This is a genomic window from candidate division WOR-3 bacterium (assembly GCA_011052815.1).
Lineage (GTDB): Bacteria > Hydrothermota > Tepidihabitantia > SM23-42 > SM23-42 > DRIG01.
The window spans coordinates 24,586-44,238 of record DRIG01000014.1; the positions used below are offsets into that span (position 1 = coordinate 24,586).

The following is a 19,653-nucleotide window of genomic DNA, read 5'->3' on the forward strand; positions in this document are numbered from 1 at the left end:
TTTATAAAATAATAATTTTCTTCACTGCGGTTCTGCAGCCGCACCTCAATTTCAAGAAGTAAATCCCCGCCGATAATTTTCCCGTGTTGATCGTTCCGTCCCAGACCAGGATATGCCGTCCTTTCTTCTGTCTGCAGTTTACAAGTGTTCCGAGATTTCTGCCTGTTACGTCCAGAACCGTGATACAGACGTCGTTTCTTTCAGGAATGCTGTAGTTGATTATAACCGATTTATCTATGATACTGGGGCAGGGTGTCGTGAGGGTGAAAACGCCGCTGCTGCTTTCTTCTTCCACTCCAGGATTACCTTCGTAGATTATTGAATAACCTTCGTATGGAAGATGGTTCTTCGCCGTGGTTGTAACCCACAGGGTGTCGGGTATGGTCGGATTTATAGTGAAAAGCACCTGTCCGTTTGCATCGGTATAGTCGTATTCATATATTTCCCCCTGTTTGCTCATCAAACAGACCAGGGCATTCGGTACCGGCGCCCGTGAATCGGTTACCGTAATAAGTATTTCGTTTTGAGTGGTGGTGATTGAATCAGGATGGTCGACAAAGAGCTCCAGCGGAGTATCGAGCCACATCGGCATCGCCGGATCTCCGAAGAGATTCAACTCGAGAATGCAGAAAAGGTAGTGCTCCGCAGTATCGGATGCCGGGACATATACATCCTTTGAGGTTGAGTGGGCGTCACCTATAATGTATGTTCCTTCACGGAACACCTTTCTGTAGAACTCAAGGTCGAGTTTTTCCGAAGGTCCCATGCTGGGAGGTGTGCCCAGACCCACCCGTGAGTTCATTATTACTGCAACCGGGCCACCGGTCGGGCAGTTCATCAAATTCTCCGCAAGGCAATCGTCATTAAGAACTGATGTATCGGTGTCGAAACCACCGGGAAAACAGGCAATGGAATTATAGACCCCCAGTTTATCACCGTTGTTCAGCAGAGGTACATCGGTATTATAGAGAAATGTATCCACTCCTTCATCCCAGTAGATTCCGTTTAAATTTCCGTGACCACCGAAGTGCACGAATCCGAAACCGACATTGAGGGAGTCAAGAGTGATTTGATGATTTACATTTCCCAACATTTCGTAAAGTTTTGAGTCCTGCCAGTCTGCCGGTGTGCAGTTTGCAATCGAGTCATTGACCTGATCTGCTCCGTATGGAGGCCAGAGATAAGAAGCAGGTAATAAACATTTCTTCAAATACCCTGAAGGCGGATTCTTCTCATAAGTGAATATCTTCCAGAGGAAGGTGTTGATGTGTTCTTCAGTTGAGGTGGCTAATCGGCCTACAAAGACATCAGAAAACCAGTCGCATGCAGAACTGTCTTCTTCCTCTGCATAGATATGGTCACCGTCGGCATCCCATGTGCTGTCGAGGTCGGAGAAGTAGAGATCAGTGGCTACAGTCGAGCCGAGTTGGTTGATGAGGATCCGCGTGGGCACCGCTCCTGTATCGCCCGCCAGGGTGAAATACAAGGTTCCCCATGTTGTATCGGCATCTTTTATGAAATTCCTTATTTTCTCCGGAGCGTCCCATCCCGGATAGGTACTTATAATGTTTGAAACGGTGACAGTGGTACAGGGGATGCCCTGTTTTGTCCGCCAGTCTACGATCGGATCCAGCAGCGGAGCGAGGGATGTGCTCGTTATGTAAACTTCTTTATAATCACCTTCATTAAGATATGGGGAGCCTTTTCCTCCGTGGTATTCCAGAGGGAGACATTTATCGACGTCTTCAGGATTTATAACCATTTTCTTTATTGAATTGGCGATGCTTTTGATCTGAAAATGGGTGCGTGGTTTACAAGAAGCAGTGGTTTTATATGTAATCCTTAAAGTCACCTGTTCAACGAAATTGAGCTTCTTTGTTTTAGGAAAGTACTGAAACGGACAGAGTAATACCTTTACGAGTTTGAATTCGGCACGGTTTCCGATGCCCCTGTAACTCACGATTTCCGCAGGATAGGGGAGATCTTTTTCGTAGATGTTGATATCCGGCGGTACGAATTTTGATTCGACCTGTATGTCCGACAGAGGAAGGGGTGGTTGGATCGGATAGATATTGAATTCACCGGGGATATTCCGCCATTCTATATTTTTGATTTCTATATCGGCGTCCGCTGTATTGAAAGGGGCTGCTATCAAAATGGAGAGCACCGGCAGAGAAGGGTATCCTTGTTTTCCGATGTTATTCAAACCGTTGTCGTACAGAATAATATCGAAATCACCGTATTTTTGAATCCGTATTTTGTTTTCGGAGAAACGAAGATTCAAATTCGTCTCTGATGCGGAGACCAAACAGAACCAGATTGTGAACATAACAATCATCTCTTTTGTCAGTCTGTCGTTGAATACCCTGTTTCTTTTCTGTTTTCTATGATCCGCCTTTCTGTTTTTCGACTTTTTTGATTTTTTGGTCGAATTTTTGTTATTTCTTTTTTTAGCCTGCTGCATTTCTCACTCCTTTCTGATTTGACACTGACATAGTATAAAAAACGACTTCACCGTAAACTTCACCAGAAAGAGGAGATGGAGATGTGTTTTTTGCAGGTGTGGTTTACTCTATGCAGTTAAATTCTGATATGCCTTTTGCAATTCCGGAGACGGCTCCACAGCCAGTTCGGCTTTTAGTTTTTTCGCATACTTTTTATATCTTTTAACCGCTTCGGCTTTTAACTGGGGTTTTTGTCCTGCTTTCAACAGTCCGATAACCGCTTCTTCGGATAATGGATCGGACTCCAGGATCTCGGTATACACGTCAAACGCTTTTCTAAATTTTCCCCCTTCCAGGTACAGTTTCGCCAATTTCAGTGCGGCTTCCTCTTTCAGTGATTTGTAATAAGCCCTTTTCTGTTCAATCCAATTCTCATAATATGGTTCAAGGAGGTCGCTACTGTAGAGAATCAAGGCTTTTTCGAATTCCGCAGTTGCTCTGTCGACGTCGTTGTTCTGAAGGTGGTAATTGGCTCTATTCACCAGATGCTGAAATTGCTCGATATCCGTGAATATCTTTAAAGAGGGTTCTATTATGATTCTGTTATTGCGACGTGTGATGATCTTTCGAGTACCGTTTCCCTGTTCCAGTGTCTTGCGCAGGTAATAGAGTGTATTCCAGAAATTTCTGTCGGCATTCGGACGATTTGATTTCGGCCAGAAAAGTGCCTGGAGTTTGTCTTTGGTAATCCCTTCTTTGTATAAAAGCAACAGGCAGAGGAGTTGTTTGACTTTCTTCCTCAGCCAGTATTCCCCGCTCAGTGGTCTGTTACCCATATATACCCGTGGTTCACCGAAGAGATACGCGGTGAGATGATACTCTTTGATCGTCGGCTGACCGAGCGACAGGATTTCTTCTTTTTGTTCCGGAGACAATTGATTCATAACAGCCTCAGATACCTCTTCGGAGCTGAGAATGAAGTTATTGATGAAAGAAATCAGATATGATTTTTTATCGGAAAACTCGAGGGCGTCGATGAGCAACTCCGGTGTAAGGAGAACCTGGTGGAGGAACAGCCCGTTACATTCCGTCCTTTCGATGATATCGAGCATCTTTTTAAGGTAATGGTGTGCTTCTTTTGTGCGGTCATATTCTTTTTCGAATTGATATCTTAAAAGATTTCCCTGTATTATGTAATCCAGTATTTTCATTCTTTTTGCGAGTCGGGATATCCGTTCTATTCTTTTTTTCACCTTCCGTAAATTATGCTGCATCAGTTCACAGCGTGCTTTGATGATTAAATACTGGATAAACTCACGGGAATCGGTCTTCTGGGATATCAATTTTTCGATACTGTCGAGATGCCGCTTTATTTCGTCAGGATCCTTCAAAATACTGTATAGGCTGGCTATTTTGAGATTACAGATGGTTATCAGATATTTATTTTTGTACTCTTCTGCGATTTCAAGGGCCCGGCTGTGATATCTCAGTGCTTTTTCATATCTACCTTGTAGAATGGAAAGGAGTGCTCTACTGTTTAGATTTTGAATTTCCAGATTGGCGAATTTATATTTTTTGGAAAATCCCAGAGCCTCTTCGTTCATCTTCTCGGCGTTGCTGAAATCACCTAAATGTATCAGTACCTTGGTGTAGTTTCCGAGCGCCACAATATACTGATATGTTCTGTTCAATTGTTTGGCTTCATTGATACACCGATTGAGGTAGGTCTGCGCTTTATTAAGCTCGCCATTGTGAAGAAAGATCGTTCCCAGGTTATTCAAGAAATATTGGCTTGCACGGGACATAATACTGTCGGCTATCTGTAGTCCCTGTTCTCCTGTTTTGATCGCTTCTTTGAAATTATATTTGTGGAAATAACACAATGACATAATTACGAAGGCGAAGATCTTCGTCTCCTGGTTTCTGGAACTGTCATAGGCGAGTTTCGCCATTCTTAAAGCGGGGTTCAACTTACCCTGATGCTTAAGGATTGTTGCTTTTGCGACGAAGAGATGTGCGTACAAACCGCGGTTCTTTTTAAGCCCTTTGAGAACTTTCTCAGCTCTGGTTATAAGCTCCTTGGAGATCTTGAAGTTCCCCCTTCGTTCTTCGGTCAGCGCCCATAATATCAACAGTTTGGGAGTTGTCTCGGTGAGCTTCTTCGGTATCCTGTCGAGCCAGGAAGTGAGTTTACTGATATTGCCGGCGTCGGCGATATCTGTTCCTATAATATTGATGTTCTTTATCGCTTTTCGATAATTACCAGCTTCAATAAAGAGTTCGATGGCGTTATCATAGTCTCCGTTCTTTTCGTAATATTCAGCAACCTTTTCTTTGCATTTTTTTATTTCATAATCACTCATATCATTTTTTGCACGCATCATAAGATAATTTTTAAATAAGGGGTGGAAGGTATAATTGATTATTTCGCCGGAGGTTACTTCAAGAAACGGCAGATTCAGTAATTCCTGCTCTGTTCTTTCGTCAAAATTCTCCGCGAGCGATTTTTTAAGTATCTGGGTGTTGAAAAAAGGAAAGAAAGCCAGAGACAGAAGGAGATGTTTCATTCTTCTGCTGAACCTGTTGTATATTTCCTCACTGATATAATCGAAGATATCTTCAGTGGTTCTGTTTGTTTCTATCTTGAGGGCGAGCATCGATTTTATTGCAAACGCCCACCCGCGTGTTTCTTCCCATATTTTCTTTATCTTTTGAGGAGTGATTGGAACTTTTAAAATTTCCGCCATTTTCTTTGTTTCGGCGAGGTCCAATCGCAGGTCCTTTTCCGTCAGGAGCAGTGCTTCATCATCGACGACGAATTTGTGGAGAAATTTCGGGATTCTTTTTCGTGATGTGATGATGAGATGGAGGTTATTCGGGCAACAGTCAATGATTTTGTATATAATGTCGACGGTCTGCTGGTTCTGTTCTATCTGTTGGAAATCATCCAGTATGTAGATCATCCGTCCGTCTCTGAAGGTGTTTATTTCCTGAATAAGACTGTTGATGAGGTATTCAATTTCCATATCCCCCTGGAGTAGAGCTCTGGTTTTCCTGCCGAAATTTTTATAGTGGAGGTTGATGCCGGTGAGAAAATCAGACAGAAAGACGAGAGGATTTCTGTCTGATTCATCCAACTTCAACCATACCGTTTTCTTCTTCACCCTCTTTGTATATTCATAAAGGATGGTTGTTTTGCCGAAACCGGGACCTGACGATATGAACGTGAATCTTTTCTTTTCAGCATTTTTTATTCTTTTCAAAATTCCGCTCCGCATCAGTATTTTTTGCGGCATGACCGGCGGAGTGAATTTTGAGATATTTCTGAAGTAAGTTATCGAAGAATCTATTTTACTTACCGACTTTGTGTAAAGCTGTTTTGTCTGTTTTTTCAGCCTCGACTCCGCCGCTTTCAACAGGTCGGGGATGGTGACGGCATCCTGGGGAAAAGATGCAGAACCAATGGCGATTTTAATCACCGACGGTTTTTCCGGATTGTGGTGGAATATTCCTTTGCTTACTTCTTCAGAAATAAGTTTTCTGACGATCGTTGTGTCATCGCGATCCGCTCCTACAATAATGAGACCGACTCGATTGGAACCAAGGAATTCATAGGTGTCATTTGCACGTAGTATTCGATGCAGAATTTTTTTGAAGTCTTTGACGGTCCTTTCCGGAATCTTTTCGGTAACTCTATTTGAGTCAAGAAAGCATTTATAGAGTTCAATAAGGATGATTGAGAGACATCGTGTATTTTTCTTGGCGAGATTTATTTCTTCAGTCAGTTTTTTTCTGAAATTTCGGGTGATCGGTTTCTCAGATGATTTTTTATTCTCTTCTGCGGCACGACTCATTTGTATAAGCGTCAACGTGGATTCATAATCGCATAAGGCAGAATCATTTCCTCCATGGAGATTCCTCCGTGCTGAAACGTGAACTTGAATTCTTTTTCATATTCGGTCGGTTTCGTGGGGTAGATGAAGTAATAGTCTTCTTTTGCGATTGCAAAACGCACCGACGGGTCTTCATAGGGTAAAGAGATATCTCCGGGGTTGTTGAGTAAGAGGGCGGTTTTATTATCCACCCTCAACGCCGGACCGTATTTATATCTGAGATTGGGCGATATCGAGCGTCCACCGTATATAATGGTCGGTTTGCGGACTCTGATGAAGCCGTGGTCGGTCGTTAAGATGATGCGTCTTTGTTTTTTTGAGAGTCTTTTGAAGATTTCAAAGATCGGCGAGAGAGGGAACCAATATCCCAGAAGATTCAGTAATACCCTTTCGTCGTCGAGGACTCCCTTCATATCACCTCGACCGGGTATTGAGTGGAGAAGGAGATCAAAGAAGTTTATTACAGTGATTACGATATCCGCTTTGTCGTTGACGATGCTGTTGATACTTCGTTCTATATCCTGAATCGACGATAGTTTGTAATAGGAATATTTTATTCTTAAGTTGTGTTTTTTCAACAATTCAGCGAATAATTCCTTTTCGAATCTGTTCTGTCCTTTTTCTTCGAAAGACCAATACTGGGGGAATTTTTGCAGAATTTCCAGAGGGAGGAGTCCGGAAAAGAGGGAATTTCTTGAATAGGGGGTCGCCGTGGGAAGGATTGAGTAGTAGAATTCCGTATTTATTTCGAAAAATTCTCTGAGGCTGTTGGACAGTTTATAATACTGGTCGAGGCGCATCGAATCGAACAGCACGAAATGAACCGGTCCTTCTTTTAGAACCGGAAGGACCGCATATGCAAACAGATTGTTTGAAAGGGTCGGTCCTTTTCCATTCAAGAAATCTCTGTAATTGTTCTCGATATATTTAGCGAAACCAGCGTTGGCTTCATGTTTTTTCTCTTTCTGGAGTACTTTCAAGTCATTGCTTCCATAATCGAGCAGCCGTAAATCCCACGATACAATGCTTTTGTAATAATCAACCCATTCAAGATAGTCCGCCGGTTCAGAAAATGTTCTGAATTGGGTGGCGTATTCTTCCGCCATCTGTTCACTTATGATCGAACGCCTTTTCAGGGTCCTGTTCAAGACCGACAGCAATTGATTGAAACTGAATGGTTTTGTAATGTAGTCGTCCACCCAGCTGCCGTAGGCTTTCTTCATCAAATCCTCTTCTTCACTCTTGGTGACCATCACCACTATCTGTTGAGAATTTTCGTTCTTTATCTTTCTTAATACCTCAAGACCGTCGACGCCCGGCATAATTTCGTCGAGAAAGATGAGGTCAAAGACCTCTCTACGTGCCAATTCAACGCCGTCTTCTCCAGATGTCGCGGTTTCCACTTCATACCCTTCCTGCTGGAGAAGATAGATAAATGGTTTCAATAAATCTATTTCATCATCAATCCATAAAATTTTCATCTTTCCACCTTTGGAATATAAATTTGGAATGTGGTCCCTTTCGGACCGGTTTCTTTCAAGATTAATCTTCCTTTATGATACTCTTCGACAATTCGTTTGGTAAGAACAAGTCCTAAACCCCACCCGTATTTCTTCGTGGTGTAGCCGGGTTTGAAGATTTTGTTTCCTTTTTTGATTCCTTTACCGTCATCGGATATTTCGATAACCGCACCGTTCGATTCAAAAGTCTTAATGCTGATTTTTCCTTTTCTGGCACCGATGGCATCCAGTCCGTTCTTTACGATATTCTCCACCGCCCATCCCAGCAGGATATCGTCGAATTTTATCGGAGGCAGTGGTTTATAATCTTCATAAAATTTTATGTTGTTATGTGCCCTGCGTTTCATGTAATCGACGGATTTCTTTATGGTATCTATCGGTTCTTTGATAGCCAGCCGCGGCGGTAATCCGATTCTCGAAAATTTTTCCAGAACTTCCTTCATTCTTTTGGTATCTTCTTCTATCCCCTGGTAGATGTCTTTTGAAACATCTCTTTTTATTGCTTCAAGCCATCCGATGAGCGATGAAAGAGGTGTTGCTAATTGGTGTGCGGTTTCACGCGCCAACGAGTTCCATATTTTTTCTTCTTCACTCTTCCGGTAGATGAGATAACCCCAGAAGCCCAGAAAGAGAAACGCAATCAGAAACACTGTTTCGACAAACGGCAGAATCTGAAGTGATTTTGTGAAAGGGGAGAGGCCCCAGTGTACATAACCGACGAGGGTTGAATCGCTTCCGTGCCGTATGATCATCGGTATAGGTTTTTGCACCCTGTCCAGTTTTTCGACAGCCGCCTTAAGGTCTTTTTCTTTGATGTTTTTCGCGGAGTAGGGATTGCCTTTTTCATCGGTCAGGATTACGGGGAAGTCGATTTTTTTGATGATTTCATTGTAGAATAATTCAACGAGCCTTTCTTCATCTACACTGGAACCCCTGGCGAACTCCGCAAAGATCCTTGATGTTGTTTCCGTCTCTTTCTTTATTTTTTGAATAAGATAATTTGAGTAGATGAAGGTTACGATTCCGATCAACCCTATACCTATGAGAAAATATATCACCAGAGCACGTGAACTAAATTTCTCTTTAATGTTCATTGTGTTTCTTCGCTTTTTGTCGGTAGAGAAGCCTGTCGGCGTAATCTATGAGCCTTCCGAGGCTCTTCCCGTGTTTGGGGTAGACTGCAATACCGTAAGAAAATTTGATGGATTCTTCGCCGCCTATTATTTTCTGACTGTTTATATGTTTGATTACATTTTTGATGAAAACTTTTCCTCTTTCCAGATTTGTCTTCGGTAGAAGTATGATGAATTCATCCCCACCGTATCTGATAACCTTTCCCCGTTTCCCAACTATTTCAACCAGATTTTTTGAGAATATCTTCAGAAGTTCGTCACCGTAGAGATGGCCGAATTCATCATTATAATGTTTGAAATTATCCAGGTCAATCATAATTAATGCGATAGGGGAGACTTTTTCGTTTATGAGTGTTACTATTCTATCCCTTAAGAAACGATAATTGTACACCCCGGTCATTTCATCTTTATTCGACAGTTTTTCAATCTTTTCAAACAGCTGGGCGTTTTCTATCGCCATCCCCAGGAAATCGCCGAATGTTTCCAGGAGCTGTACCTGTTCAAGTGTGGGAATGAGATGGTTTACCGGCCTGTCCAGGGATAATAAAGCTACAAGCTCCCGATTTTTTGAGTAGACGGGTGAAATGAAGATATCACCGGGATTCCAAAGATTGGCGAGTCTTTTTCGCTGGGAAGGTGAAGGAAAGACTTCATATTTTCTTATTTTCCGCTCTATCTTGTTAACGGCTTTTGAAGGGATGTAATACGAGTTTGAAATGCGATAGCGATTATTGAATAATTTTTCGACAACCACCAGAGGAGGTTGGATCGATTGTGCCTGTTTCAGCCTTGAGTTTGAAATTCCTACGCCGGTGATCCGCCGGAATGATTTTGTCTGCGGGTCATAGAGTGAAAAGAGAATCCTTTTGAACCCCAGTAATTTATGCGCCCGCTGTAGTATTTCATTGAAAAGCGAGGAGAGATCTAAGGATGAAAGCATGATTTTTACGAGTTCCTGGATTCCCTGACTCTGCTTGAGTGCTCGATTCAAAGCGCGGAAGAGGTCGATACGTTCAAGGGCCAACGCCGCCTGATTGGTCAGAAATTTCAATCTTGTGATGGCGAATATTTTGTCTTTTTTCATAATATCATCGAATATTATGAAAAATCCACGCAGTTCATTTTTTATCGTAAAAGGTACAAAACTTATCTTTTTCCGAATCCGCTGCGCAGACAGGAGTTTTGAAAAGAATTGATATTTTTTGGTGACGGTGAATATCTGCTGTATATAGAATAGTTTATTGTAAATATTGGAGGGGATTTGAGTTATCTTCATTGTTTTTTTGCTGCCGATGATATTATCATCTTTGATGTAAAAGAGGAAGATATCTCGGTTGGAAAGCATCCTGCGGGCTGCTGATTCGAGATCTTTGATTACTTTTATCTCGTCGAGGGCGGTGGTGATATTGAGATTGAGCTGATTGATTATCTGCGTTTCAATAATTCTGTTCTTTGAGATTTGTCTGATTTCAAGGGCCTTGGCGATTATTGACAAAAGATATTGGATGTCGTTGTACTGGAGTTTTGATATTTCGTCTTTCTTTTTGCCGAGGATGTAGATTTTGTATGTGATATTTCCTGATACAACACGGAACCACAGCAATTTCTTCGATTCTTTTTCTATACGAAGTAATTGTCTTCTGGTTGCACCTTCGCAGTATTCAAGTTTGGTTTTCTTGCCGTATCTGGAGAAGACGGCGTAACCGTCGGCGTTCAATCCCTGACTCAATGCCTTTCCTATTTTCTGTAGGCTGATATTCCAGAGGTCGACTTTGTTCAACTGAGTCAGGATATTACAAACTGCGGTTTCCGATGCTTTCATTCTTCGATGATCTTTTTATTGAACAATTTTGCACATTTATAGAGTTCATCACGTCGACCGCAGTATGCATCGGAAAAATAGAGGATTCTGTAAAGTTCCGGGTCGGAAAGAGAGATCTCTTCATCGACCGCTATTCTGTCGCCGTTCCATACCTCCGTATCCTTGTCGTTTATAAAAAGCAGCGGTTTCTTCTTATTGAATTTTTGCAGCACTTCTTTTTTCTCTTTTAGGTTGAAAGCAAAGAAATTTTTTAATTTATATTGTTTGATATTGAAAAATTCGGCAAGTGTCTGTAGGTTGTCTTTTATGAGGATATTATAATAGGGATATATCTTTTCCGTATAAAAGGATATTCTCCTTTCCACCGGCACGAGATAGGGAATGGCGATATTCGGCGGCTCATTCAATTCGATGAGATAATCGAATTTCTTTGTACTCAATATCTCTTTCAGCGATTTATACTCTTTACTGAACAGTTTAAGGGGTGTTTTATAGTAGATTGTTTCATATTTTTGCAGTTTAAGAAAACGACAGATATTCGTAAGCACTTCGGGTAAGAGAAGCACGATTCTTCCCTTTTTGTGTAAGCCACCGACAATCGCCAACGCCTCAAGGGCAGAACCTACTTGATGCGGCATTGAAATCAGGAAATCCGCTTTCCCTTTGAATCCGAGAGGGGTGAAGTTCTTGGTAAATCTTCTTTTGCTCGAATTCAGATAGATTCTGGTTAAGATACTCATTGGGCGCGTTTTCTCTTGCGTTTTATGTAGATAGGTTCGGCGTTTTCCGTTATTACCTCTTTATTTATTATACAGCGGTCGATACCTTTGAGGCTGGGCAGTTTGAACATAATGTCGAGCATAAAGTTTTCCATTATAGAACGGAGGGCACGTGCTCCGGTATTATACTTTATCGCCTTTGATGCGAGTGCCTCCAGTGCTTCGTCACTGAATTCCAGCTTAACCCCTTCCATTCTGAAATATCTGGAGTATTGTTTGAGTAACGCATTCTTCGGTTTCGTCAGGATTTCAATAAGCGCACTCTTTGATAGTTTATTGAGAGGCGCGATGATCGGCACCCTCCCTACAAATTCAGGTATTAAACCGTACTTCACCAGGTCATCAGGTTCTATCTCTGTAAGAATGTTCTTTTCTTCGGTCGTTCTGTTTTCCCGCTGTTTTTTAAAGCCGATTCTCTTACGGTTTAGTCTTTTTGATATTATCTCTTCTATGCCGGTGAATGTACCCCCGAGTATGAAGAGTATATTTTTGGTGTTGATCTTGATGAATTCCTGCTCAGGATGTTTACGGCCGCCGTGCGGTGGTACACTGGCTTCAGTTCCTTCGATGATTTTAAGAAGTGCCTGTTGTACCCCTTCACCGGAAACATCACGGGTAATGGAGGGAGAATCCGATTTACGGGCTATCTTGTCGATCTCATCAATATATATTATTCCGATCTGGGCGGCTTGGATATTGAAATTCGCCGCCTGAATCAATCTCAGAAGGATATTTTCGACGTCTTCCCCGACATATCCCGCTTCAGTGAGGGGGGTGGCGTCGGAGATGGAAAACGGAACATGCAGCAGGCGTGCCAGTGTTTCCGCTATGAGCGTTTTGCCGGTCCCGGTCGGTCCGATCAAAAGTATGTTGCTTTTTTCAATTTCCACATCCTTGTGTTTCGCCATTATCCTTTTGTAGTGATTATATACCGCCACCGAAATCACGATCTTCGCCCTTTCCTGATCGATTACATAGTGGTCAAGGAATGATTTTATTTCTGCAGGCTTGGGAAGGGTGAAGTTGTCAAGTTGCGAAAATTCTTCTTCCTCGTTGAGTATTTCATCCAGCAGCCGCACGCATTCATTACAGATATAAGCTTTATATCCTTTGAACAGTCGCTTCACTGATGGTTTTGAACGCTGACAGAAATGGCAGACTATTTTCGGCATCCTTATTTCCTCTTTTCCATTATCTCATCGATTATTCCGTATTCTTTCGCCTCTTTTGAAGACATAAAATAATTTCTGTCGGTGTCTTTGGCAATCTTCTCTTCAGGTTGACCGGTATGTTTGGCGAAAATTTTATTGAGGACTTCTCTGATCGTCAGGACTTCTTTTGCATGGATTGCGATGTCAGACGCCTGCCCCGAGAATGCTCCCTCTGGTTGGTGAATCATAACCCGGGCATGGGGAAGGGCAAATCTTTTTCCTTTTTCTCCGGCGGCGAGCAGCAGGGCGGCCATACTTGCCGCCATGCCGATGCAGATGGTGGAGACAGAGGGCTCGATGAACTGCATGGTGTCATAAATGGCGAGTCCTGATGAGACCACGCCGCCCGGTGAATTGATGTAGAGGTAGATATCCTTGGATGAGTCTTCTGCTTCCAGAAAGAGCAGTTGAGCCATTACCAGATTTGCTACGGTGTCATCGATCGGCGTACCGATGAATATGATCCTTTCTTTAAGCAGGCGTGAATAGATGTCATACGCCCTTTCACCCCTTCCTGTTTGCTCAATGACGTACGGTACGGGTATCATCACGTGCCTCCTTTGGTGATATGATACGGCTTCTTTCATTGATCTTTGCATGCTTGAAGAGAAAATCGATGGTCTTTTCTCTTGTCAAAATATCAGTGAAATAATTTAACAGATTAATGCGGTTCTCTTCGGTCACCTTGATGCCCAATGCAGAGATGAGATTTTTCACTTCTCCTTCTTTTATCGTGATTTTTTCCTTTTCAGCGATTCTGTCGAGGATTATGTTCAAACGCGCTCTCTTCTCTGCGGTCTCCATAAATCTCTCTTTATTGGCATCAGAATCCTTTAATTCCATTCTACTGAGTATTTTATTATATTCATTCTCAATGAGTATTTTTGGTACTTTGAAGTTTATCCTTTCCAGAAGGATTCTCGATAATGAGTCCTTTAATTCTTCTTCCTGTCTTTTCTCTTCCAGCGCCTTTGCATTTTCGAGCAGTTTTTTCTTCAATTGTTCAAGATTTTCATAATTCTGTTTCCTGGCGAATTGCTCATCGATCTGTGGAAGTATTCTTTCTTCAATCTTCTTGATTTTGATCTTGTAAATTTTCTCACCGGCTTTCACCTCTTTGGTTTCCGATTTTTTAACACCGACGAGCGCCCGGTTGAGTTCGTCAGGCAGACTGCGGTTTCCGATCTTTACCGCGATGTTCTTCTGGTTGTTCTCGATCTTGCCGTCCTTCAAGATAGTGAGGTTCATCGTTACGATGTCATCCACCACTGCAGGGCGTGAAACTTCTTTGACGACGGCATATTGTTCCTGCAGTTCCTGCAACGCCTGATTCAATAGATAATCTTCGGGCAGAGCTTCTTCTTTAAACAGTTCCAGTCCCAGGTAGTTTTCAACTTCAAAATCAGGGATTACTTCAACACGCAGCTGAAATTTGATATCTTCACCCTCTTCCAGGTTGAGCAGTTCTGCCTGGGATACAGGACGCCAGTTTTTTTCTCTGACGACTTTAAGGAACGAATCGGTGATAAGACTGTGCATCGCCTGTGATTTCAGGGTGTCGCGATATCTGCTTTTTATGATTTCCTTCGGCACCTTTCCTTTTCGGAAACCCTTGAGTGTCAATTCCTTCTGTAATTTTTTTATTTCCCTGTCGATAAAGCGTTCCAGCTCGGCACAGGGCACAGAGATATTCAATTCCTTTTCTATCTCTTTATCATTCGTGATTATATATTCCAAACATCGCCTCCATCATATGCGAGGAGGGGGAATTGAACCCCCATCCCATACGGGACTGGATCCTAAATCCAGCGCGTCTGCCAGTTCCGCCATCCTCGCGAAAATCGCTTCAGAATCGGCTTCTTTTTAGTTATTATATACCAAAAAGAAAGTTTGTCAAGTTCACTACTTCCAGGGAACTTCAGGTTCTGTTTTTTTAAAGCAATACTTTAAGATGTTCATTAAAATTATATAAATAAAAGGTAAAAGCAAAAAGCGAAATCTCATATTTTCGCTCATCTCGATTAAGTTGCCGACAGTGGTGACATAAATGATATTGTAGCAGATAAAGACAGGGAGGGGTTTGTATTTTCCCGGCGGGGTGAGTGCTCTGTCGCCGCGTACTGCAAGCAATATACTCCATAAATAGATGAACGGTATGAAAAGGTAAAGATAATTCAAATGTACTTTCCGCGCCTGACCTGCTCTGTTTATAAAGTCGGCGGACCAGACTTTACTCAGAATATCACCAATGAGGTATTTTTCATAGAAATCGACCCATCCTTTAATTGCTTTTCTATTGTGACCACTGATGATGACACTGTCGGAACACGGCCTTAAATAAGTATAGAGTGCCTTGATTATCGAAAGTCCGTAACAGCCGGGATACCTCGTTATGAGATACTTTGCCGCATCAAGATAGTGGTCTGAAATCGAGATATATGCGATATGGTTGAAATTTATATAACCGGTCGATTTATATTTCTCATCGAGTACTGGGATGCCGGTTACAGTATCAAAGTTTGCATAGTTGCTGTAAACTTCAGGAGGACGGAAAGGCATTATTCCTGCGATTTCAGACACTTCTTCGTTTTCTACTGAACTCCTTAATTCATCAACAGGAACCGTCCAGGTCATCTTTATTAGATTCATCCCGAACCAGGATGACAGGGAGATTTGGTGGAATATCAGGTAATTTTTGATATGGACGGCGAAGATGATCAACAGCGGCAGGGCGGCGCACAGGATGATTTTTTTGATTTCTTTCTTTTGAAAGAGGATCAACCCGGCGATGGCTGCCATCATCCAGATCGTGTGGAATAATGTTCTGGTGAGTACTATCGAGCCGATGGTGCAGAAGAAGAGAAAAAGATACAGCCGGCGGTTCTTTTCAAGGTATTTATACAGAAAAAAACACGAGACGAGGAGCAGGAAGGTTACCGGATATGTATAGAAAAGCCAGTTTTCCAGAAGAAGGATCGGCGGACTTATGCTGAAAAAGATCGTCACCGGTAAAGCGATCATAGGGGGAATCTTCAGTTTTCTTGACATCAGATAGAGTAAGATGGTCATAGACAGACCGATCAACAGATATATTGTTTTGAAGACCAGCAGTTCATGACCGCTGAATAATTTCAGGACAATGCCCAGAAAGAGATTGAAACCGGGCGGCTGGCTGTGGAGATATAAGAGGCTGCGGAAAAGGTCGGATTTCAGATACAGCGGGTCGAGGAATTGAAAGAACCAGTAGAGCGGAGTTATGTTAAAATGCACGCCGCTCCAGGTGAGAACCGCCCGTGAGACCGCGAAGACAAAGAAGAGAATGGTAAAATCTGCTTTATACGCGGATTTTTTGAATAAGGCGGCCATGATTAAAACCTCTTTGTTGTCTTTAATAAATTTTTATCCGGAATTTTTTTGGATTTGAATAGATCGGTTTTATGTATTCCGGCAATAGGATCGCCGCCGGCAGGGCGTAATCTCCGGGAGAAAGTTTTGTCAATGTTATCTTGACGATGATATCTCTCTTCTTCAATCTGTTGATTCTTTTTTCCGGCCCCTGGACGATCAATGTGTCGAGGCTGATTTTTTCGGAAGTCACCCGTTGATTCGGTGTAAAGATCAATTTCAGTGGTATATTAGTAAACAGTTTTTCAACAGTCTTTTCAATCCTCACTTCCAGACGGACCTCTTCTTTTGAAACCTGGATATTGGACGCTGTTTTTTCTATTTTCAACTTTGTCAGAAACGGGGAGCTTGTATTTCTCACGGAAAGGGTTTCAGTAGGGATCGCCGTGATGTTCTTCAAGATATTCGCCGGCCCTGTTATTTCCACTGTGTCGAGCACTATAATATCACTGACCGAGTGTCCTTTTTTCGGAGAGCCTTTAAATGGCACATTTATCTTTACGACTTTTGTTTTTTTTCGATCCACGGTGACTTTTATTGAAGCGGTGTTGTAATAGAGTGTAATGTCATCGAATGCGACCGGAATGAGCAGTTTTTTCACGGGGATGGTGTTTTCACCCAGTTTGGGTTTGTTCAGATCGCAACGTGCTTTCGGCGGTGCCGCCCAGGTCGTCAGTAAAGCGCCTCCCCGGCCGCTGAACACCACACGCAGTGACGGGACTGAATCGACGAGGATCAGGGAGTCCGGGAGATTGGTATAGATGATTTGAATGTCTTTTTCATACTGGTAATTATTATCTATCGCCACAAAGAACCAGAGTCCGAAACTGAAGATGATGGCGACGATCTTCCGAATAGGGTCATAGACGATGAATTCCACGATCGGTTTTACATTTATCTTCATTTTGATATTATACTTATTACAAATAAATAATCAAGAATAAAATAGTTCAGGGCGGCTGTTATGACCAGAAGGCCCAGAGGAAAAGCGCTGCTCCGGTCACCGCCGCGAGCGTGAACGGCAACCCGACTTTGATGAAATCGAGGAAATTTATTTTTATACCGTTTTTCTTCAGTAGTCCCACTCCCACGATATTCGCTGCGGCTCCGATCGGTGTGATATTCCCGCCTATTGTGGTACCGATGATCGTTCCGAAAAGGAGGAGATAGAGGGGATAGCCATGCTGGTTCGAGAGGGTGGTTACCACCCCGACCATTGCGGCGAAATAGGGGACATTATCGACAAATGCGGAGATGAAGACGGAAAAGACGACGAGTACGATATATGTAAGGAGGAGGTTCCCTGATGTTATTCTACCGACCAATTCCGCCAAGACCATGGTTGTTCCGGTCTCGGTCAATGCGCCGATAAGGGCGAAGATCGCCGCCAGAAAAAAGAATGTTTCCCAATCCGTGTCTTTCAGGATGTTGAACGACTTGATGCGTTTTGAAAAGAAACTCCAGATTATTCCGATAAAGGCGAGCACAACACAGATGATTCCTCCGAGATAATCCATAAAACCATGGATGAAAGAACCGACGGCGAGACCGGCGATGAGTGCGATGAGCAGTATACCCGGAAACAGACTGGTGATCTTTTCGGTTTTGATCGCTTTTATCGTTTCCTTATGCCGACGGTTGATGAAATAGATGACCACAAGGGATATGACGGCGGCGAATTCGACGGTAAAGAAAAGGCCGGGTCTGCCGTGGAAGAAGAAGAAATCATTGAACGTCATACGTGTGGCGCTTGCAAGAATCATACTGGGAGGATCGCCCACCAGGGTCGCTGTACCCTGTAAATTTGAGGAAAGACAGATTCCCAGGATAAACGGGACAGGAGATACCTTCAGTTTGCGTGATACTTCAAATGCTATCGGTGCGACAATGAGAACCGTGGCGACGTTTTCAACAAAGGCGGATATGATACCACTGAACGCCGAAAGCCAGATGATCGCCCAGACGAGATTCTTTGACTTGTCGATTATCGCCTCGGCGATATAGGCGGGGATTTTGGAATATATAAACAACTCGGCGATCACCAGACTTCCCCAGAAAATTCCCAGGATGTTCCAGTTTATGTAATAGAGGATCTTGACGCCGGGCAGAAGCCCGATGACAAAGAGCAGAGCGACTCCTGCCCATGCCATGATGGATTTATAATTATGAAATATGATTATCGCAATGTAGATACAGATGAAGATAATAAGACAGACAATCTGCTCGGATGTCATCAGCGCTGTAAAAGCCAGAGCATGATTGCTTTTTGAATATGGAGTCGATTCTCAGCCTGGTCAAAGACGATGGAATGCGGTCCGTCGATGACTTCATCGGTGATTTCTTCGCCGCGGTGGGCAGGAAGACAGTGCATCACCAGATATTCTTTCCGCGCCGCTTTCAGAAGTTGACTGTTGAGTTGATACGGTTTAAAGAGTTTTTTCCTCTGCTCGGCTTCATCTTCTTGTCCCATTGACGCCCAGACATCAGTATATACTATATCGGCATCCTTCACTGCTTCTTCAGGATCAGTGGTCAACTCGGTCGTCTTCGCCTTTTCCAGATATTCTCTATTCGGTTCATACCCTTGGGGAGTCGCGGCGATGAATCTGAATCCCAGGATAGCAGAGGCGGCGACAAAGGAATTACAGACATTATTGCCGTCGCCGATATAAGCGATCGTTATATGCTCTAAACCTCCTTTTTTTTCGATAACCGTAAAGAGATCGCACATAATCTGGCAGGGATGTTCCAGGTCACTTAAGCCGTTAATCACCGGTATTGCGGAATTTTCCGCTAATTCTTCAACTGTTTTATGAGCAAAAACGCGGGCCATGATTATGTCGACCCAGCGTGATAGGTTGCGGCCGACGTCTGGCACCGACTCTCTTTTTCCGAGTTTTATGTCTGCCGGTGCCAGATATATGGCGTGTCCTCCTAATTGGGTCATTCCGGTTTCAAAGGTTACTCTTGTACGCAGGGATGGTTTCTCGAATATCATCGCCAGGGTTCTGTCCTTTAATCTTTTTTCCTCAAGTCCCTTTTTCTGCGCGTCTTTTACCTTCTCTGCCATTTTAAAAATTTCATAGATCTCTTCTTTATTCAAATCAAAGATTGAAACAAGGTCTCTTTTGGGCATTATAGTACCTCCGTATAGGAATAATAGCTATTTTCCTTGATATGTCAATTATTTTCTCGTTTGAGTGCTCAGCGCGGAATTCTTTATGAGATTGATGACTTCCAGAATCATCCACAGTACAAAGAGTATGATCACCCCGTTTATTGCAAAGAGAAGCCAGTTGTTTGTCCGATAAAAATTGATTATATTCAAGACCATTCCCCAGCCGGTCATTATTATCATAAAGAGCATGGGCAGCCCCGTGAAAAGTATGGACTTCCCCTTTTTATAGAGATATACTGTTATGACCATCAAGGCGAGTCCCGCCAGA

General features: G+C 42.9%; 14 protein-coding genes and 1 tRNA gene. All 15 read right to left on the bottom strand.

Going from position 1 to position 19,653, the window contains the following annotated elements; all coding sequences use genetic code 11:
- Window position 1: 1 nt before the first annotated feature.
- Complete coding sequence (locus tag ENI34_01060) at window positions 2-2,464, bottom strand: hypothetical protein (GenBank protein HEC77716.1); 2,463 nt, start codon at window positions 2,462-2,464, stop codon at window positions 2-4.
- A 108-nt stretch (window positions 2,465-2,572) separates the two neighbouring features.
- Window positions 2,573-6,298 (bottom strand): diguanylate cyclase, encoded by a 3,726-nt coding sequence (locus tag ENI34_01065; protein HEC77717.1) that lies wholly within the window; start codon window positions 6,296-6,298, stop codon window positions 2,573-2,575.
- Between the two features lie 11 nt (window positions 6,299-6,309).
- The gene (locus tag ENI34_01070) at window positions 6,310-7,818 is read right to left on the bottom strand and encodes a response regulator (GenBank protein ID HEC77718.1); all 1,509 of its coding nucleotides are present in this window, start codon (window positions 7,816-7,818) and stop codon (window positions 6,310-6,312) included.
- Window positions 7,815-8,951 (bottom strand): HAMP domain-containing histidine kinase, encoded by a 1,137-nt coding sequence (locus tag ENI34_01075; GenBank protein HEC77719.1) that lies wholly within the window; start codon window positions 8,949-8,951, stop codon window positions 7,815-7,817. The genes ENI34_01070 and ENI34_01075 overlap by 4 nt, the downstream gene beginning before the upstream one ends.
- A complete protein-coding gene (locus ENI34_01080; GenBank protein ID HEC77720.1) occupies window positions 8,941-10,812 on the bottom strand; it encodes a sensor domain-containing diguanylate cyclase in 1,872 nt (623 codons plus the stop codon). Before ENI34_01080 ends, ENI34_01075 begins: the two co-directional genes overlap by 11 nt.
- Window positions 10,809-11,552 carry a hypothetical protein gene (locus tag ENI34_01085; GenBank protein HEC77721.1) on the bottom strand — a complete coding sequence of 248 codons (744 nt, stop codon included), beginning with the start codon at window positions 11,550-11,552 and terminating at the stop codon, window positions 10,809-10,811. The genes ENI34_01080 and ENI34_01085 overlap by 4 nt, the downstream gene beginning before the upstream one ends.
- On the bottom strand, window positions 11,549-12,763 hold the full coding sequence (gene clpX, locus ENI34_01090; GenBank protein ID HEC77722.1) for an ATP-dependent Clp protease ATP-binding subunit ClpX: 1,215 nt from the start codon (window positions 12,761-12,763) through the stop codon (window positions 11,549-11,551). Before clpX ends, ENI34_01085 begins: the two co-directional genes overlap by 4 nt.
- A 2-nt stretch (window positions 12,764-12,765) precedes the next feature.
- Window positions 12,766-13,347: an ATP-dependent Clp endopeptidase proteolytic subunit ClpP gene (clpP, locus tag ENI34_01095; GenBank protein ID HEC77723.1), complete on the bottom strand. Its 582-nt coding sequence runs from the start codon at window positions 13,345-13,347 to the stop codon at window positions 12,766-12,768.
- Window positions 13,325-14,539 (bottom strand): trigger factor, encoded by a 1,215-nt coding sequence (gene tig / locus ENI34_01100; protein ID HEC77724.1) that lies wholly within the window; start codon window positions 14,537-14,539, stop codon window positions 13,325-13,327. Before tig ends, clpP begins: the two co-directional genes overlap by 23 nt.
- 17 nt (window positions 14,540-14,556) lie before the next feature.
- Window positions 14,557-14,638 (bottom strand) — tRNA-Leu (locus ENI34_01105).
- Window positions 14,639-14,704: 66 nt separating this feature from the next.
- Complete coding sequence (locus ENI34_01110) at window positions 14,705-16,168, bottom strand: hypothetical protein (protein ID HEC77725.1); 1,464 nt, start codon at window positions 16,166-16,168, stop codon at window positions 14,705-14,707.
- 22 nt (window positions 16,169-16,190) lie between these two features.
- Window positions 16,191-17,111, bottom strand: coding sequence for a hypothetical protein (locus ENI34_01115; GenBank protein ID HEC77726.1), 921 nt, complete (start codon window positions 17,109-17,111; stop codon window positions 16,191-16,193).
- A 58-nt stretch (window positions 17,112-17,169) separates the two neighbouring features.
- Window positions 17,170-18,441: a hypothetical protein gene (locus ENI34_01120; GenBank protein HEC77727.1), complete on the bottom strand. Its 1,272-nt coding sequence runs from the start codon at window positions 18,439-18,441 to the stop codon at window positions 17,170-17,172.
- A complete protein-coding gene (argF, locus tag ENI34_01125; GenBank protein ID HEC77728.1) occupies window positions 18,441-19,343 on the bottom strand; it encodes an ornithine carbamoyltransferase in 903 nt (300 codons plus the stop codon). The genes ENI34_01120 and argF overlap by 1 nt, the downstream gene beginning before the upstream one ends.
- A 48-nt stretch (window positions 19,344-19,391) precedes the next feature.
- Window positions 19,392-19,653: carbon starvation protein A (locus ENI34_01130; GenBank protein HEC77729.1), on the bottom strand; the 262-nt coding region annotated here is incomplete at its 5' end.

Bases quoted from the DNA above. Each gene is read 5' to 3' on its own strand.
- ENI34_01110 (HEC77725.1), bottom strand. From the start codon at position 16,168: ATGGCCGCCTTATTCAAAAAATCCGCGTATAAAGCAGATTTTACCATT.
- ENI34_01085 (HEC77721.1), bottom strand. From the start codon at position 11,552: ATGAGTATCTTAACCAGAATCTATCTGAATTCGAGCAAAAGAAGATTT.
- ENI34_01075 (HEC77719.1), bottom strand. From the start codon at position 8,951: ATGAACATTAAAGAGAAATTTAGTTCACGTGCTCTGGTGATATATTTT.
- ENI34_01120 (HEC77727.1), bottom strand. From the start codon at position 18,441: ATGACATCCGAGCAGATTGTCTGTCTTATTATCTTCATCTGTATCTAC.
- argF (HEC77728.1), bottom strand. From the start codon at position 19,343: ATGCCCAAAAGAGACCTTGTTTCAATCTTTGATTTGAATAAAGAAGAG.
- ENI34_01115 (HEC77726.1), bottom strand. From the start codon at position 17,111: ATGAAGATAAATGTAAAACCGATCGTGGAATTCATCGTCTATGACCCT.
- ENI34_01060 (HEC77716.1), bottom strand. From the start codon at position 2,464: ATGCAGCAGGCTAAAAAAAGAAATAACAAAAATTCGACCAAAAAATCA.
- clpX (HEC77722.1), bottom strand. From the start codon at position 12,763: ATGCCGAAAATAGTCTGCCATTTCTGTCAGCGTTCAAAACCATCAGTG.
- ENI34_01070 (HEC77718.1), bottom strand. From the start codon at position 7,818: ATGAAAATTTTATGGATTGATGATGAAATAGATTTATTGAAACCATTT.
- ENI34_01080 (HEC77720.1), bottom strand. From the start codon at position 10,812: ATGAAAGCATCGGAAACCGCAGTTTGTAATATCCTGACTCAGTTGAAC.
- ENI34_01065 (HEC77717.1), bottom strand. From the start codon at position 6,298: ATGAGTCGTGCCGCAGAAGAGAATAAAAAATCATCTGAGAAACCGATC.